Origin of the sequence: Algoriphagus sp. SE2, assembly GCF_039563885.1 — a bacterium.
Classification (GTDB): Bacteria; Bacteroidota; Bacteroidia; order Cytophagales; family Cyclobacteriaceae; genus Algoriphagus.
The window spans coordinates 15,427-32,675 of record NZ_JBCLWJ010000026.1 but is presented as its reverse complement, the minus strand read 5'-3'; the positions used below and the strand labels follow the sequence as shown (position 1 = coordinate 32,675).

Here is a 17,249-nt window from a genome sequence, read left to right as displayed (position 1 = left end):
GTTGGCAATAATATGTGCCCGAAAGAACCTAACTATTCAAGAAACATGAACAGATTTCATTTTGACAATTTAGGAAACCAAAAGCGATGGATCTTATTAATGATTTTATCTCTAATATTGATTCTAAGTGGAACTTTTGAACCAATCAAATTCGAAAATCCTAACATTTATAAGTACCTGAGTTCGATCGGATTTTTAATTCAAGTGATCTTTTTCAGTAGACTATTTTGGTTTAAAAACACTGTCCAATGGAACAAAAAAAGGAATCGTTATCCGAACAAAATCGTTCCCAGGTAAATCCATACGATTTGATGAAATCAAAGGGACTGAATTAAATGAGAACTTACTGGAGATTACTAAAATAGACGGACATAAAATACATATTGACATATCAGAAATATCAAAACCTGATTCTCACAAATTGCATGAAATAATTGTAAAAAATACTATTGCCAACAATGGCTAGCAGCAATAGTCGCTCAGGCCAGCACACGAACCAAAACTACAGCTGCTAGCCTGGCCGTATAGGCAAATGAAAAAAAATAATTATGTCTAATATTATTAAAATAGCATCAGCCCAACTATCACCAGTTTTCCTGAACAAAGAAAAAACAATAGAAAAAGCATGTAATGCAATTTTGGAAGCTGGAGAAAAGGAAGCTAAGCTGATCGTATTCCCCGAAGCGTTCATTTCAGGTTATCCTGATTGGGTATGGTTAATTCCAAACAGTAAGGGAGCAGAGCTAAATGAATTGTATGTGAAATTAGTTGATAATGCTATTTCTGTTCCTGATGATTCAACGAAAAAACTGTGTCATGCTGCAAAACAAGCAGGAGTTAGTGTTGTTATGGGTATGCATGAGAGGAATTCGGAAAAAAGTGGTACAAGTTTATTTAATAGCCTTCTCTTCATTAATCAGGTAGGTGCAATAACAGGCAAACACCGTAAACTAATACCTACTGGTGGAGAACGTCTTATCTGGGCACAAGGCGATGGCTCAACGTTTCATTCTTACGACACTCCTGCAGGTAAAGTAGCCGGTTTAATCTGCTGGGAAAATTACATGCCGCTGGCAAGAAATGCCGTTTATGAAACAGGTGCACAGATTCTGGCAGCACCAACCTGGGACAAAAGTCCTAACTGGTTACAATCAATGCAGCACATTGCTCGTGAAGGCGGCCTATTTGTTATCAGTACATGCATGGCACTCAGAATGGACGATATCCCGAAAGAATATAATTTTAAAACTCTTTATCCCGAAGGTAGAGAATGGATCAATACTGGAAATAGCTGTATCATTAATCCAAAAGGTCAAATTATTGCAGGGCCTTTAGAAGCCGAAGAAGGTATTCTATATGCAGATATAGACTTAAGCACGATTGTAGAAGCTAAACGTATGTTCGATGTCGTGGGACACTATTCTCGACCAGATGTATTCAATTTTTCAATAAAACCCAATTAAATAATATACTATGACTAATTCAAACAAACGTGCTAATGCACTCGCTGATCGTCTAATTTTAGGGGCAATGAAACTAGCCGAATTCGCAGAAGGGTTAACAGATTTAGAATGGAACACACCTGTTTTAGGAGATGGTAGAACCATCGGTGTTGTTGTTCATCATGTAGCAAGCGTCTATCCTATAGAAGTTGAGTTAGCGCAAATTCTTAGCAAAGGAAACCCAATTACAGAAGTTACTAAAGAAGCAATTGATACGATGAATGCTGAACATGCCATTGAATACAAACAAGCAGACAGACAGAAAACATTGGATTTGCTTAGAACCAATAGTGAAAATGCTGCCAATGCAATAAGGGAATTTACGGATGAGGAATTAGATAAGTCTGCTCCAGTGTCATTGTATCATGACGCTCCTTTAACTGCTCAGTTTTTTATTGAGGATCATGCTCTTCGACACAGTTTTCATCATTTAGGCAAAATCAAGGCATCACTGATATAAAAAAATGCCTATAACACTGTATAAGCGGCATTAAAACGACCGCTTATACTAGACCGTTGTGAATCATTTAATAAGTACTTAACACATAGAGAAAATATGGAATTTAATAAGAGAATAATGCTAATTATTCTACTTGCATTTTCTTTAGAATCAATTGCTCAAGATTTGTCTTGGGATAAATATGATGTAACAGAGGGCCCAAATCCTACACTACGTTATGGCTACTACACAGAATCTGACGGAATAATAAAAATGGGAAGGTATTACTTTATAGATAACGGTTCTGAATTAAAAGTTAGATTGGCACCATATGGAAAAACTGCGACCGATTTACCAGTACTTGAATTCGATAGAAATAAAGGAATTATTAGACTCGGTTGGGAAGGAAAACCTAAACGAAAATGCAAGTTAATCAAACAAGGTGAGTCACTTTTTATTGGTAATTGTATAGAAGAAAATTTGGTAATGCCCATGGTTATAAGAAACGCAAACGAAAATGACCAAGAATGGATGGGAGTTTACTTTGCAGTTTCTGATACTGATATTTCGATACTTAAAAAAGCAAAGGAAATTATCCTATCCAAAGATTCCAGAAATTTAAAAGCGGATAGGAATTGTGATGATGACATAGCAACAAGAAACTTTAGTTTTTACTGTTCATTGTATTATGCTGCAATTGAGGTAGATGGAGTTTATAGACATCGAAGACCCGCAATGCAAACCGTAAGAAAAGAGCTGGTAAAACGCTATCCTGGAAACTATGTGCATAGAATACGTGATATTAATAACAATCCGAAAATTACAAATGAAGAATTATTGGAGGTTTTAGATGTAGTTATTAGCGACCTTACATTTGAATTAAAGAGAAAATGATAAAAATAAATAACGTCACACAACAACTAGGCATTTACAAAAGCAGGGTTGATGGAAGTAGTTATGCATTTGTACCACTTCAAGCAATTGTGCAAAATCCAAGCCGACGTATTTCATATTCCCTACCTTCGCAAATACCCAAAACGTGGTGCTTCATCCCGATAGCTATCGGGACCAACCGCTAACCAATGATAAAATTCTTTAGAAAAAATAGACAAAACTTGCTAATGGAAAACAAAACAAGTAAATACCTAAAATATGCCATTGGTGAGATTATTCTTGTCATGATAGGTATCCTACTAGCATTGCAGGTCAACAATTGGAATCAGCAACGTATTGCCATGCAGAAAGAACAATTGTTGCTTGAAGCGCTGCAAAATGAATTCGTTGAAAATAAAGCTCAATTTGAGAAAGTAGTAGACAGACATAAGTTGGCCATGGCGAGTACGCAATACGTAATTGCTCAATTTCCTATCGACCCAAAAACAATCAATTTTAAAACTTTTAGAGAGAAGATGAAAGATTGGGGACGTGGGATTTCCTTCAACCCATCCCAGGGCGTGATTCGTTCACTCGTGAATACATCTTCCTTCGAGCTTATATCCAATAAAGAATTAAGAAGACTTCTTGTTTCATGGGAAGATATACTAGCCGATTATCAGGAAGAAGAGGGTATGGCGATAAAAGATAACTATGAAATTCTATTTCCTGAAATGACGCAATTTCTTGGGTGGAAACTTGACTTTGATGATGAACGCGTTGACATAAACTTTCCTTCTACCTTACAGTTCGAGACAATATTCTATCGCAGAGAGGATAATTTAAAGAATATATTAGGACTGCATCAAATTGAAATTGAATCAAGTCAAATAAGTGAATTAGAGCGGATCAAAACCACTATCGACCGAATTATTGAGCTTTCAAAACCTGAAAAATAACGAAAGCACAACAATGGCTTCCATGAATAATCAAACCTTCATTTTCTAGCATTTTTCTTTGTCAGTAGTGAGAAGATCGGACGGATTGATTATCGGACATTCATATCCTTCAGTCTTTTGCTCACGATAGACCCAAGAACTGAACTTTTAGGCTTCATAGCAACAGATGATCTGATGTTTTGGGAAAAACTTATCCAAATAGGATTTCAGGGCCTTGGGATCAGGTGCCTGACTGAAGGTTTTGTGGTGACAGTTGGCCCTAAAGATGGAAACGCTCCGCTGGCACTTGTGCACATCGATGCCAATGAATAACTTAGGAGAAACTTCGGTGTACATGATATGTTCTTTTTGGTTCTGTACTTAAAACGAACCGGATTATATCATGGGAACTATGAGATCATAGCACGTTCCTCGCTACGCTTCCTTAAATAACCATTGGCATCTACTTTAAATTACTTGTATGAAAACAGCTAAACTTTTATGGACTGTTGCTTCTTTCTATTTGTTGATCATTGGCTTTTTCTACATGGTTGTTTTGAAGGATGCACCAGCTGATGGCCCTGAAAGATACAAGTACATCATACAAAACTGGAGGATATATGATTATCAGTGGAAGGCGGAATTAATGATGACAACTTTATTATCCATTTCATCATTTTTATTTTCAAAATACCTCAAAAATCCCGGCTTTATAATTATTGGCGTTGGTCAACTATTTTTTGCCATGGCCATGCCACTGAGTATCGGAATCACGCCAAATGCCCCATATGAGTTTGGATCATTAATCGGCAAAGGAGCTCATCAATTGGTGAATTTCGGAATGATGATCAGCTTAGCCGGATATTTAATCCTGCATTGGAAAGCTCGAATTTTAAGCAATTGGTTAAGGGTATCTGCTTTGATTTTAGCAACTTTAGCCCTTCTGTCCTTTCTCGCGGGATTTGTGAATTTCATTGAATCATCAACTGCCCAAAGAGCAATGTTGCTGGTTATGTTCCTTTATATCATCAATGGATACTTCGGGATTAAAATCAACAAAACAAATGCAAATAATGTATAACCGCAATTAAAATTAGTAGTTATACGAGACCGTTAGCCTTAATATTCTTGATTTATGATAATAAAGAAATTGATAAAAATAATCGGAAAAGGCTTCTTGTTATTAATTTGCCTAGTGATAGTGATAGGGTTTACTTACGAACAAATTAGTCGATACAAGACAAAAGAATTTGTTGAAGAAAGGATTGGCAGTTTTGTTGATGTTGGAGGGCATCAGTTGTATTACGAGAGCAAAGGTGTTGGAAATACGACTGTGATTTTTGAGTCCGGAGCTCCAGGGGATCATCGAGCATGGAATGATTTGTCAAATAAGATTTCAGAATATTCAACAACATTATCATATGATAGAGCCGGACTATTATGGAGTGAACGTGGGGTAAATACTAAAACACCTATTAACATAAGTGCTGATTTAGAGACTATTTTAATAAATGAAGGATTTAAAAAACCTTATGTGATAGTTGGTCATTCTGCTGCTGGAATCTATTTACGACCATTTATAGAAAAACACCAAGATGATATTCTAGGGGTCATTTTAATCGACCCCTCTCATCCTGACCAAATAATAAACGCTCCTAAAGAATTAAAGGAATATATGCAACCTCCATTTTTTCCTCCTGAGTGGTTACTAAGTTTTTTAAGTGAAGTAGGATTTGTAAGACTATTGACAGGAGATCCACTTATTTATCACGGTATTAAAAGTGGAGGCGTATATGGTGAAATAGAATTTTTAATGAATGAAACATCAGAGTCAAGTCCCCCAAGTAAATCTTGGAAAGTTCCACTAGTTGTAATTTCAGCAGGCTCACAAGATTCTTTTGGTATTTCTGATGAGGTTCTTAAAAATAAAATGCAGAACTATTGGGATGGTTTACAAACAGAAATTTCTCAATTATCTGAAAATGGAAAAAGGATTATTGCAGAAAAAAGTGGACATAATATGTTGGATAGTGAAAAGAAATTAATAACTGAAGAAATAATTAAAATAATCAAGTCAAATCCCAATAGTCAGATTGAATAAATACAATGGCTAACAAAAAATATAGTGCATTTGCAAATGTTGCTAATACTTAGATTGGTAATAATAAAAAACATATGCAAGAGCTGAAAGCCAATAGCGTTGAAATTCCAAAAGTTCCATATTCAAACCGGTTTGTTTCATCCCGATAGCTATCGGGACAAACCGCTAACCAATGATAAAATTCTTTAGAAAAATTAGGGAAAAATTACTCTCTGAAAATAATTTCAGCAAGTATCTGCTTTATGCAATCGGTGAAATCGTCCTTGTAATGATTGGTATTTTATTGGCTTTGCAAATAAACAATAGCAATGAATTGCGGAAACAAAGAGAAGAGGAAGTTGTTATTCTTTCTGGCATCGAAAAAGATTTTATAGCAACAAGAGCAAAAATACTTCGAACTTTAGAAAGAGAAGAAAAGGTCATTTTAAATTGTCGTGACCTAATCGATGCCATAGAAACAAAAGATTACACAATAAATCCGGACACGATTGCATTTAAAATTAATCGTGGTGCATTCTCATGGTATAAGGTAGAAGCGGTCATGGGAACTTACAATGCCCTAATAGGTTCAGGCAAAACATCTATTATTCAAAATCAGGAATTATTGAATGCCCTGGCTAACTTTTCCTCACGTTACAATGCTGGATTTGAAGACGAGTCAAAAGCTGATGACCTTTTTAATTTAATGATGTCTGCATCCAAAGACTTCTTGCCTCCTTTAAGTGAAAGAACTACACGACAAGCACTTGGTTATAAAAAAAAATATTCGGCTAAGGATAAATCATTGGCTGTGGATAAACTTTATAAAAATGAGACATTTTTAGCTTACCTTATTGAAAGAACAAGATGGGAAACAATCAGGGTAATACACCAAAAACAGTTGCTCAATGATTTAAATAGGGTGTTGTTTCAATTTAATTTTAGTGAATTAATACCAGAAAAAGAATTGTTCAAAGAATTTATTGGCACCTACACTAACGATAATGCATATTTTAATACTATCAACTTCAGCTATAATAATGAAAATCTAATTCTTCAGTTGCCCTCAGGAAGAACAGATATGCTTGTTCAAATAGACAGTTCCAATTTTCATGTGATAAATTGGAATGCTAAATTTAAGTTTAACACCGATGGTGGTTCTGATACCAAGGTCTTATTTCAAAGGAATGATAGTGAATCGGTTTTATATAAAAGAATTGACGACTAGAAATAAAACATGATAAAATTCTTTAGAAAAATTAGACAAAAACTACTTTCTGAAAATAAGTTTGGCAAGTATATACTATACGCTATTGGAGAAATAGCACTTGTCATGATTGGTATTTTGCTGGCTTTACAAGTAAATAATTGGAATGATGCAAAGAATAACAAGATTTCAGAACAAAAAATATTATCTGAAATAAGAAATGGAATTTGGAGGGATCTAAGTGATTTTGAAGGAAATGTTTATAGCAATAAAAAGGCTATCAATGCTGGAGAATATTTTATCAATTACATTTCTAAAAACGAAGTGAGTCTGGATTCTCTTAACTTTTACTACCCTTCGCTTTTTGGAGATTATTCTCCAGTTATAAATAAGTCAGGGTACGAGTCCTTAAAGTCAAGTGGTTTAAAAACCATTTCCAATGACTCTTTGCGCTTTCAAATTGTTGAACTCTATGATTATTATTATACCATTATTGAAAATAACACAGCTAAACAGGCTGAAGAACTTGCCTTCACAAACTATAGTGGGTTAATTAAAAAGTTGTACCCCTTTATGGAATTCGACGATAATGGACAGATAATCAGTGCCACCAAACCATTATTAGACGTCCATAATCAAAAAGAACTGATCGGTTATTTACAATCGGTAAAAAAAAGGCGAGAATACGTATTAAAAAGGTATAAGAAAGTGATAGAAAATATGAAAAAATTATCTGTCAGCATTGATAAACACCATGGAAAATATACACCTCCGCAACAATTGGAAGAGTATTTAGGTACCTATCAAAAACTTATTAACGAAAAACTTCAAGACAATGACTTCCTGAGCATCACTATTGAGAACAACTATATCATGGCATACAGTTCTCTTCTTAAAACTAATAGATCATACTACATGATTGCACCAGATGAATTTGAATCTTTGATTTTACTCTATGACCAAGGGGACAAATTAAAGTTGAAATTTGAGCGAGATGAAGCCAATGTTGTTTCTGGAATTACCCTTTTTGTTTCAAATAGAACTATCAAGTTTAAAAAAATAAAATAAGCACAATAATGTGTATGAAATCATAGTGGCTAAACACCGCTACGCTTCATATAATAGACCCTTATGCTCCAGAAAGAGGTGATGAGAAAACCAAAAAATCAGACTTGGAAGACCTTCAGAAATCGTATACTTCAATGACGAGAGCGCTATTTGAGCAATATTAGATTATTTTACTAGACCTTACTAAAGCAAAAACATGAAATCGAGCACGACGGAAGCGACACACACTGGGATGCCCCGATGGATCGGGGAAAACGTGCGACCTAACTGCCGCAGGAGAGTATTCCATCCCGAATCGTGTTCGGGACAAGTTTTGACTGCTTAAAGACAAATTTAAACACATGAAACAGATCTCTTTTTGGCAAACATGGGTAGTGGTAGGCTTACTAATGGCGATTTCAGCAACAGTCACAGCACAGGAAGCTGAGCTCACGCTTGATGACTTGTTCGCAACGCCAAAACTGACAGGAACAACTCCGTCCCAGCCTGTGTGGGCACCGAACAGTGAGCACTTCGCCTTTTCATGGAGTGAACCAGGAAATCCTGGGCGTAGCCTCTGGGTATCCACAAGCGATGGGAAGGAAGTGAGCCTCAGTTCCAATACGACATCCGCATCCGTACGCGATATTGTCTGGACCGACGCGAACACAATCGTCAGCCTACGAGGTAACAACCTATGGCAGACATCGCTGAGCCAAGGAATCGACCTCCAGCTAATGCCCGTCCAGGCAGATGCAAGTAACCTGTCAATATCGCCAAACGGCAAGCAAGCAGCGTATATACGGAACGGTGACTTGTGGCTTGCTGACTTCACTTCCAAACAAAATCGCCAGCTCACCAAGATCGGCATCGTCCCTCTCTCGAGCTTACCGAAGGGGCGCTACAGCCGACCGGAACGTGAAATTGGTCCAGGCATCTGGAGTGGGCCAACTTACAAGTGGTCGCCGGATGGCAAGACAATCGCGATTCACGTTGTTGACCGACGCGAGATGAGAAAAGTACCTTTCCCAGATTACCTCGCTGCCGAAACCAATCCCAACGAGGTACGCCGAAGTTACCCGGGCGATCCAAACGAGATTCGTAGAGTTGCGCTGCTCGATGTAGAAAGCGGTAACATCACATACCTCGATTTGCCAGACCCGCAGGCCAATCAGGTTATCGACTTCAATTGGTCACCGGACGGTGCGCTGCTGGTGGATATCGCATCCGACACGGCGGTTGAACGCAAGTTGTTCGTCGTTGCACCCGGAGAAAGCCAACTGAGTGAGATTTGGCGAGGTGTTCGAGAAAGCCGCATGTACACATCCTTTGGATCTACCTGGCACCCGGATGGAGAGAAGGTCGTTTTCCTAAGCGATATGGGTGATCGCTACGGCCTTTATTCGATCGATGCCTCACCGTCTAGAGATCGTCCGCAGCTCCTGACAGATCCATCCTACGATGTGCTGTCCACCCCAAGTATTGCTGGTGATGCACTGTTTTATGAAGGAAACGGCGTTAATCCGTACGAACAACATGTGTATCGACTGAAAATATCCGGTGGCGATCCCGAGCAGGTAACACATCTTTCTGGACAGAACGTTGGCTACCCCTCACCGGATGGCCGACATTTGGTGTTCATGCACAGCAACGACACATCACCGTCCGAACTTTACGTGGTTAGCAGTGAGGGTGGTGACGCTACGCGAGTAACCCAGTCGCCGTTGCCCTCTTTTACGGAGCGAACCTGGGCAGCTGCGGAATACGTTAGTTTTCCAAGTCTTGTAGATGAATACACGCTGCATGCCAGGATTCTGAAACCTACCAACATGCAGCCCGGCAAGAAGTATCCAGTGCTCTTTGGGCCCGTGTATTCGAATACTGCGAGAAACCGCTGGGCCGGCAACTACAGCCTCGTACAGCATCTGTTGGCCAAGAAGGGATATATTATCGTGCAGGTGGATTCACGCGGTAGCAACGGTTATGGCCGTGCATTCCGTGAAGAATTCCTACTGGGCTTTGCCGACCAGGACATTGAGGATTATGCGAGTGCGGTTGCCTATATGGAGTCACTGGATTATGTCGACCCCGATCGCATCGGCATCTGGGGCAGCAGTTACGGCGGCACACTCTCCGTATATTCGCTGTTGATGAAGCCGGGCTTATTCCAGGTCGGTGTTGCTGCAGCGGCGGCTGTTGACCCGCTGTTCTTTGGCACGGACGACGTTGCGATTGTTCGTACCCCACAGACACACCCAGAGATCTTCGAAAGAAAAGCCCTCAAATATGCCAGCAATTTGGAGGACAAACTCCTGTTCATCCATGGCATGCAAGACCATGTGGTGCCATTCAAGACGATAGCTGTGTTAGCTGAAGAACTGATCAAACAGGGCAAGGACTTCGATTTTGCTTTTGCACCAGGGGCGACGCATGGATGGAGCCGTGAGCAATATTACGATCGCTACTTATTTGGCAAGATGATCGAATACTTTGACCGACACCTAGGTGAGCCGGATAAGTAGATGTTTGAAGGGGTCTTGTTGCAAGGCGTTGAGGAATACCAGGCAGATTTTAGAACGCCGCATAACAAACGATATACCACATGCCTCACCTGAGTTATCTGACAGTGAAACGCAACAAAGAATTAATACCGATATTTGAAAGCCCAGCGGCAAGTGCCATATCTGGGTGTTAGCGGTAATTGGGCAGATTTGGACGTAAAATCGCAGGACTGATGAAAGGTAGCCATTTCAGCTTTTCCAATTTGATTTCCTATGTAGGCGTGTAATTGAAACGCTTAAAAAAGGCAAAAATGAACCCAAGAAAGCTTTTTTTTAACAACTTTATAATCAAGTACTTAATTTAATTTTAGTCAGTATATCTCCTTCGGGTTTATTATATGCAAGATGAAAACCTATGGATTAAAGAAATAACCCAGGGAAGTGAAACTGCTCTGAAAAAACTTTATGATTCCTACTCAACAAAAGTTTTCAATACGGTTTTAAGTTATACAAAGAACCGAGAAGATGCTGAGGAACTTCTGCAAGATATATTTGTGACCATCTACAATTCCGCAAGCACTTTTCGAAAAGACGCATCAGTCAGCACTTGGATTTATCGAATCGCAGTGAATAAAAGCCTCGATTTTTTGAGAAAAAAGAACAGTCAAAAGCGTTTTGGGTTATTTACCTCATTGTACAAAAAGGATTCGGGTGAATTGGCAATCGAACAGACCGATTTTATCCATCCCGGAATCAAGATGGAGCAAAAGGAGGATGCCAGGCTTCTTTTTCAGGTGATAGACACAATTCCGGAAAATCAAAGAACTATCTTTATCCTGACTCAGATAGAAGGGTTAGGGCAAAAGGAAGTGGCTGAAATAATGCAAATCTCGCGGAAAGCAGTAGAATCATTGTTGAAGCGCGCCAAAAACAACTTGAAAAAAGAATTAGAAAAAATGTTTCCCGAGCGAGGGAAATAATGTTAAAAAACGTCAAAAGGAATAATCCGAGTATGACGAGATTTATTATACAAAGAAATAAAAGTGACGAGGTTATCCCGCCTTATGGGGTTCATAAACGTAAAATTAATTTCAGATGAAAGACTGGAAAGACAAAGTTATCGAAAGCGTTAATCCTAAATCGAGGGCAAAACCGCCTCATGATACATTTGACAAAATCCTCAACCGTATCCACGATGAGCAAGAAAGAACTCGCCCAAACAGACAATGGGTGGCGATAGCAGCTTCCATAGCATTGATTGTTGCGAGCAATATCTTTATGTTGACCTCAACAAGACAAGAAATCTCAACAAATGATAACATTTACGAGGAAATAATTTCTGACTACAATATCTATGCAGATGACAACTAACAAAATGCTTAAAATAGGCCTTGTGGTCATGGTAGTCCTCAACGCTTTTCTTGCGTATTTGCTTGTAGCCAAACCGACATTACCTCTAAAAAAAGAACGCCCTCAAAGTGAGCTGTTTCAGAGAATAAGTGAAGAATTGATGTTGACCCCTGGCCAGCGAACTAAGTATGAAGAATTGGCCAAAGAGCACAGAGAACAGATGAAAACCCTCGAAGGAAAACAATCATCCTTAGTTAAATCTTATTTTGAGACATTGATGGATGATGCGGAATCTAGCGAAATACGGGATAATATTTTGAACCTTGAAAAACAAAAACTTGAAGTCACCTATTCGCATTTTAGTGAATTAAAAAATCTCTTAGACTCGTCCCAAAAAAAGAATTTTGAATTAGTGATTGAAGATATGTTGCAGGTATTGATACGTCAGTCAAACACGCCTCCACCACCGAATCGGGGCAATGACAGGCTTCCGCCAATTGAACGATGACCGTAGAATAATCGATTTTTTCTTGTCATAGCAAAAACATTCCTAAAACTGAGATTATCATGAACCACTGAACTCCTTCTCTTAGGGTACTTTCATGGTTTAAGCCACTCCTACCAATTTCACTTAGGTGTAAGGCATTCTTGCTAATGAATCAAGAGTTCATTTAGTCGACAAATGTCATTTTCGCTCAGGGAGTGATTGTCATGTTTACTATCCTGAAATCCATACTTTCCAAAAAATTCCTTTTTTCAAGCGAGGGATTGTTGAGCATTCTCCGTCTAAATCAAAGAACTTTAAAATTTAGACAATGAAAATGAATCACTCTAATAGTCAATTACTTTTGGGAGGAGCAACAATCTTGCTTGTCTCTTGTATACTTTTCTCATGTGAAAAAGATGATAATTTACCGGATGACATTGATAGCTCAAATGGAATAGCAACACCTCTCTCCGCTTTTGACGAATTCAATTCTGATGGTGTTACAGTTTCTTTTGACGGTGATGAAGTAACCATCGAATCTAATGGTTTGCCAAATCATACCTCTCCGTATTGGGATGACACGAATCCTTTGCACATAGAGCAGAACTTTGGAGACCATACTACTCCTGGATTTATTGCTGAGCGCAGTTATACGGTAACAGTTTCTCTTTACCCAGAAATAGCGTCCTCCAGTTCTTCTACGGGTCTAGGTCCTATTGGAATTTCAGTAGCAGGACCACCAATATTTAACGACGAGGAAGGTCCAAATAGGCCTTTTGATTTACCTACAGCCACTGGTCTTGACTATGCAGGTGCTCATAATGGTCCTGGGGGTTATCATTATCACCTTGAAGCTGCTGATGTGCCAGAAAATACGACACTATCATTTGATGATGAAAAGTTGGTTGGGATCATGGCAGACGGATTTTTAATCTATGGAAGAAAATGTAATTCTTTAGCTGACCATCCATCTGACTTAGATGTATCCGGAGGGCACACCTCGTCAACACAACACAGTGATGGAGCAGAATTTTACCATTATCATATCATTAACGAATACTATATAAACTCCTACATAATATTGTTTGGTGGCAATTTGCAAGGCACTCCGAGCAGCATCATGTAGTGTGGATCATGTACTAATCAGGATCATCTTACATTTTATAAAAATGTAAGATGATTGATTTTTTAGTCCTATCAAGAATGCTAAAATCTTTATCTCATGAAAAAAACGACTTTTGGGCCCCTAATACTGGGGGTTTTTCTACTGACATGTTGTGCTGAAAAGCAAAAAAATCATTCTCAAAGAACTGATGGTACAATTGAATTGATAGTGCCTGAAATTATTGCCGCAAAGTCCGATTTGACATACGATCATAAAACATCTCTTTGGCTTCAGAACGGACTACCTTTTTCTGGATCTGCGGTAAGTTACTACCCCGACAATAGTTTGAAAGAGAAGATTGGTATCGCAAACGGAAAAAAACAAAACGAAACTATACAATGGTATGAGGATGGCCATTATAAAAACATTTCAAGCTACCATGAGGGGAAATTGCATGGAGACAAGAAAGTATGGTCGCAAGACTCAGCACACATCTTAATTGCACACTATACTTTTCAAAACGGTAAGGCCCATGGGGAACAAAAGAAATGGTATCCGACTGGTGAGCTATTTAAGGTACTACACCTTAATATGGGAAAAGAGGAAGGACTGCAACAAGCTTTTAGAACAAATGGTGACCTATATGCCAACTATGAAGCCAGAAATGGGAGAATTTTTGGGCTGAAAAAATCAACTCTGTGTTACTCACTGGAGGATGAGGAGATCAAACTGATTGAGTAACATCTTTATTTCTGGATGTTGCTAAACATAAAAAAATTATACCATGGCAAAAAATAGGATTTTCAAAAAGGCAATATTGATGGTCTTTGTAGTATTGTTGGTTAGCGCCTGCAGCGGATTAGGGAAAAATGGGCATCAAGAAAAAGATGAGGAGCAAAGCGTTGGTGAAAGAAGACCACCTGAAAGAGGAGGTGAACGACCAGAAGGTGGTAGGATGCAATATGAATCTGTTCCCACTGCCTCCGGAGAAGCAACTCCTTTGTCTGCTTTTGAGGAGTTTAATGCCAATTCAGTAACTATTTCATTCGATGGTGACTTTATTACGATTGAATCAACAGGTTTCCCTAATCACACTACACCATATTGGCAAGAAACAGATTCGCTATACATGAAACCACTTATTGCAATAGCTCAAACACCGGGACGAATAGGTAGTCATCGAGACCGAAGTTTGACACTTACTGTTCTTGCTGCACCTGGTTTGGCAATACGGAGCACGGCTACAAGTCTTGGACCTGTTGGTATCTCTGTAACAGGTGTGCCTATTTTCAATGATTCCGAAGGCCCCAACAGACCATTGGAAGAAAAGATTGCAGAAACGTTTGACTATGCAGGAGGTCACGTCGGCCCTTCCGGGTATCACTATCACGTAGAGTCATCAGATGTCCCAGAAAACACTATGCTTTCACATGATGATGAAAAATTGGTAGGGATCATGGCTGATGGTTTTTTGATTTATGGCCGTAAAGAGATGGATGGCTCCTACCCAAGCGATTTAGACGTATCAGGTGGGCACTTGGGAGCCACGCAACACAGCGAGGGCAGGGAGTTCTATCATTACCACATTATAAATGAATATTACTTGGGGGATCTCATCGTCCTATTTGGTGGAGATTTTATGGGTTCTCCGACAAGCATTCTTTAGATACTAAGCAAATGAATAAACTAATTTTAATCACAGGTTTCCTTACAGTTTTGATAGGATGTGACACTAAACTTAAGAAAACCAGCAGGGTGGATGTACTACCCTACTATAACGAAGCCACTTTTACACCAAAATGGTTCGGATCACAAGCAGATGTACCCGTTGATTTTCACAAAATCCCTCCTTTCAATTTACAGAATCAACAAGGTAAAACTGTTACCCAAAAAGATGTGGAGGGGAAAATTTATGTAGTTGATTTTTTCTTTACCTCTTGTCCGGGTATTTGCCCTAAAATGACTAGCAATATGTCCATCATTCAAGAGGAATTTATCAACGATGATGAACTTCTCATTCTCTCACATTCGGTCACTCCAGAATTTGATAATGTAACAATTCTCAGGGAATATGCTGATGCTAAGGGAGTAGTGGACAGCAAATGGTATCTTTTAACAGGTGACCGTGCTCAGATTTACGATCTGGGCAGAAACCAGTATTTCGTGGAGGAAGATCTGGGTTTAGAAAAAGATCCTGATGACTTTATTCATTCAGAAAACTTTATTCTAATCGATCAGAATAGATATATACGAGGCATCTACAACGGACTAAATAAAACCTCTGTCAATCAGTTGATCGCAGACATTAATACATTAAAATCAGAAATTTAAATAAAAACAATTATGAAAAAGTTAATATTCTTATCTGCAGTTCTAATGATAGCATCACTTTCATGGGCGCAAGGACAGGGCGGTGGTCAGCGACCAACTCCTCCATCTTCTGGAGAAATAATTAAGAAAGCTACGGAAGTATTGAGTTTGACAGAGCAGCAAGTGCAGCAATGGACGGAGATACATAAAAAGTATGAAGCTGATTTAAAGGACCGCTCAAAAGCACAAGCTACCAGACAAAAAATGGGAAAAGAATTAGAAGCAACTCTCACAGAAGAACAACTGGTGAAATTCAAAGAGATGCAAAAAAAGCAAAGGCCTCCAAGAGACGGGCGAAATTAAAAGCCTCTGACAAATGATATGTCACATGCCTCACCTGAGTAATCTGACAGTGAAACGCAACAAAGAATTAATACCGATATTTGAAAACCTTGGGGCACGTGCCACATCTGGGAGTTAGCGGTAATTTAAAACTCAGCTAAGTTAACAATGACGTACTGGAAGAAGGCAGTTAACCCATAAAGATAATTTTGACAACTAATATTTGATCGTTGAAAATGAAAATTGAAAGAAAGCATAGTAAACGAGATAATCTCTTTTATTCGGCACTCACCATATTGATAAGTGCAATTGGATTTACTGGTTTCTCTTTCACTTATTTCGGGCCTATTATTCGTGCTTCGTATCCATCATCCGGAATGGTCTTGCATCTGCATGGTTGGTCTTTTTTCCTTTGGTACCTATTGTTCCCTATTCAGGCAATATTGATTGCGAGGAGAAAAAATGTACTCCACATGATATTGGGGCGATTCAGTGTCATTTTAGTTTTGTTGATGACCCTGACAGGAATTTTAGTACTTTCCGTAAGGGTAGAAGAAGCCATGCGCAACGGGGGACCACGAATCTGGTTGCTATATGGACCTTTGGTACTTTCTAATCTGGTACTGTTCGTTACCTTCTATTCTGCTGGCATGTACATGGCCATTAAGAACCGCCTTCAATCCCATAAGCGGTTGATTATTGTTGCAAGTTCAATTGGACTAGGAGCCGGTTTCTTTCGCTTAATTTTTCACCTGAGTGGATTCCACCCTATGTCATTACCTGTCGGTGTGCTGGGTTGCAGTTTATTCATCATAATTGGAATTATTTATGACAAAATTACACACAAAAATGTGCATCCTGTGTACTGGGTAGGACTCGTTGTAATGCTTATCGTGGAAGTATCCTTGCTACCGCAAGTAAATGGAGAAATGGTTGCCTGGATAAATGAAGGACTAGCACCCATTGGGGAATACCTTAGAGACTTTTATCCGACTGAACCAACTGGTGAGATTTAGTGGTGTAACATAGGTTGAGTAAGCTGTAGTTATATAATGATAAGTTCCTTCA

General features: G+C 38.9%; 19 protein-coding genes. All 19 read left to right on the top strand.

The window, feature by feature from the left end:
• Positions 1–548: 548 nt before the first annotated feature.
• The 19 genes from AAGF08_RS19490 (at position 549) to AAGF08_RS19400 (ending at position 17,197) form a co-directional block, all read left to right on the top strand.
• A complete protein-coding gene (locus tag AAGF08_RS19490; protein ID WP_343513091.1) occupies positions 549–1,463 on the top strand; it encodes a carbon-nitrogen hydrolase family protein in 915 nt (304 codons plus the stop codon).
• Positions 1,464–1,473: 10 nt separating this feature from the next.
• Positions 1,474–1,962, top strand: a complete 489-nt coding sequence (locus AAGF08_RS19485) for a DinB family protein (RefSeq protein ID WP_343513089.1) — start codon at positions 1,474–1,476, stop codon at positions 1,960–1,962.
• Positions 1,963–2,058: 96 nt separating this feature from the next.
• A complete protein-coding gene (locus tag AAGF08_RS19480; protein WP_343513087.1) occupies positions 2,059–2,835 on the top strand; it encodes a hypothetical protein in 777 nt (258 codons plus the stop codon).
• A 227-nt stretch (positions 2,836–3,062) separates the two neighbouring features.
• On the top strand, positions 3,063–3,773 hold the full coding sequence (locus tag AAGF08_RS19475; RefSeq protein WP_343513086.1) for a DUF6090 family protein: 711 nt from the start codon (positions 3,063–3,065) through the stop codon (positions 3,771–3,773).
• 117 nt (positions 3,774–3,890) lie between these two features.
• A complete protein-coding gene (locus AAGF08_RS19470) occupies positions 3,891–4,085 on the top strand; it encodes a hypothetical protein (RefSeq protein WP_343513085.1) in 195 nt (64 codons plus the stop codon).
• A gap of 148 nt (positions 4,086–4,233) precedes the next feature.
• Positions 4,234–4,833: a hypothetical protein gene (locus AAGF08_RS19465; RefSeq protein WP_343513084.1), complete on the top strand. Its 600-nt coding sequence runs from the start codon at positions 4,234–4,236 to the stop codon at positions 4,831–4,833.
• 54 nt (positions 4,834–4,887) lie between these two features.
• Complete coding sequence (locus AAGF08_RS19460; protein ID WP_343513083.1) at positions 4,888–5,853, top strand: alpha/beta hydrolase; 966 nt, start codon at positions 4,888–4,890, stop codon at positions 5,851–5,853.
• A 172-nt stretch (positions 5,854–6,025) separates the two neighbouring features.
• Positions 6,026–7,060: a DUF6090 family protein gene (locus AAGF08_RS19455; protein WP_343513081.1), complete on the top strand. Its 1,035-nt coding sequence runs from the start codon at positions 6,026–6,028 to the stop codon at positions 7,058–7,060.
• A 9-nt stretch (positions 7,061–7,069) separates the two neighbouring features.
• Positions 7,070–8,107 (top strand): DUF6090 family protein, encoded by a 1,038-nt coding sequence (locus tag AAGF08_RS19450; RefSeq protein WP_343513080.1) that lies wholly within the window; start codon positions 7,070–7,072, stop codon positions 8,105–8,107.
• A gap of 341 nt (positions 8,108–8,448) precedes the next feature.
• On the top strand, positions 8,449–10,608 hold the full coding sequence (locus AAGF08_RS19445; RefSeq protein WP_343513079.1) for a prolyl oligopeptidase family serine peptidase: 2,160 nt from the start codon (positions 8,449–8,451) through the stop codon (positions 10,606–10,608).
• 377 nt (positions 10,609–10,985) lie between these two features.
• Positions 10,986–11,567: an RNA polymerase sigma factor gene (locus AAGF08_RS19440; RefSeq protein ID WP_343513077.1), complete on the top strand. Its 582-nt coding sequence runs from the start codon at positions 10,986–10,988 to the stop codon at positions 11,565–11,567.
• Between the two features lie 115 nt (positions 11,568–11,682).
• Positions 11,683–11,958, top strand: a complete 276-nt coding sequence (locus AAGF08_RS19435; protein ID WP_343513076.1) for a hypothetical protein — start codon at positions 11,683–11,685, stop codon at positions 11,956–11,958.
• Positions 11,948–12,445, top strand: coding sequence for a hypothetical protein (locus tag AAGF08_RS19430; RefSeq protein WP_343513075.1), 498 nt, complete (start codon positions 11,948–11,950; stop codon positions 12,443–12,445). The genes AAGF08_RS19435 and AAGF08_RS19430 overlap by 11 nt, the downstream gene beginning before the upstream one ends.
• 307 nt (positions 12,446–12,752) lie before the next feature.
• Positions 12,753–13,550, top strand: coding sequence for a YHYH protein (locus AAGF08_RS19425; RefSeq protein ID WP_343513074.1), 798 nt, complete (start codon positions 12,753–12,755; stop codon positions 13,548–13,550).
• Positions 13,551–13,646: 96 nt separating this feature from the next.
• Positions 13,647–14,270, top strand: coding sequence for a membrane-binding protein (locus AAGF08_RS19420; RefSeq protein WP_343513072.1), 624 nt, complete (start codon positions 13,647–13,649; stop codon positions 14,268–14,270).
• 43 nt (positions 14,271–14,313) lie between these two features.
• The gene (locus AAGF08_RS19415) at positions 14,314–15,195 is read left to right on the top strand and encodes a YHYH protein (protein ID WP_343513070.1); all 882 of its coding nucleotides are present in this window, start codon (positions 14,314–14,316) and stop codon (positions 15,193–15,195) included.
• Positions 15,196–15,206: 11 nt separating this feature from the next.
• On the top strand, positions 15,207–15,860 hold the full coding sequence (locus AAGF08_RS19410) for an SCO family protein (protein ID WP_343513069.1): 654 nt from the start codon (positions 15,207–15,209) through the stop codon (positions 15,858–15,860).
• Between the two features lie 12 nt (positions 15,861–15,872).
• Positions 15,873–16,202 carry a hypothetical protein gene (locus AAGF08_RS19405; RefSeq protein ID WP_343513068.1) on the top strand — a complete coding sequence of 110 codons (330 nt, stop codon included), beginning with the start codon at positions 15,873–15,875 and terminating at the stop codon, positions 16,200–16,202.
• Between the two features lie 452 nt (positions 16,203–16,654).
• Positions 16,655–17,197, top strand: coding sequence for a hypothetical protein (locus AAGF08_RS19400; protein ID WP_343513067.1), 543 nt, complete (start codon positions 16,655–16,657; stop codon positions 17,195–17,197).
• Positions 17,198–17,249 lie beyond the last annotated feature (52 nt).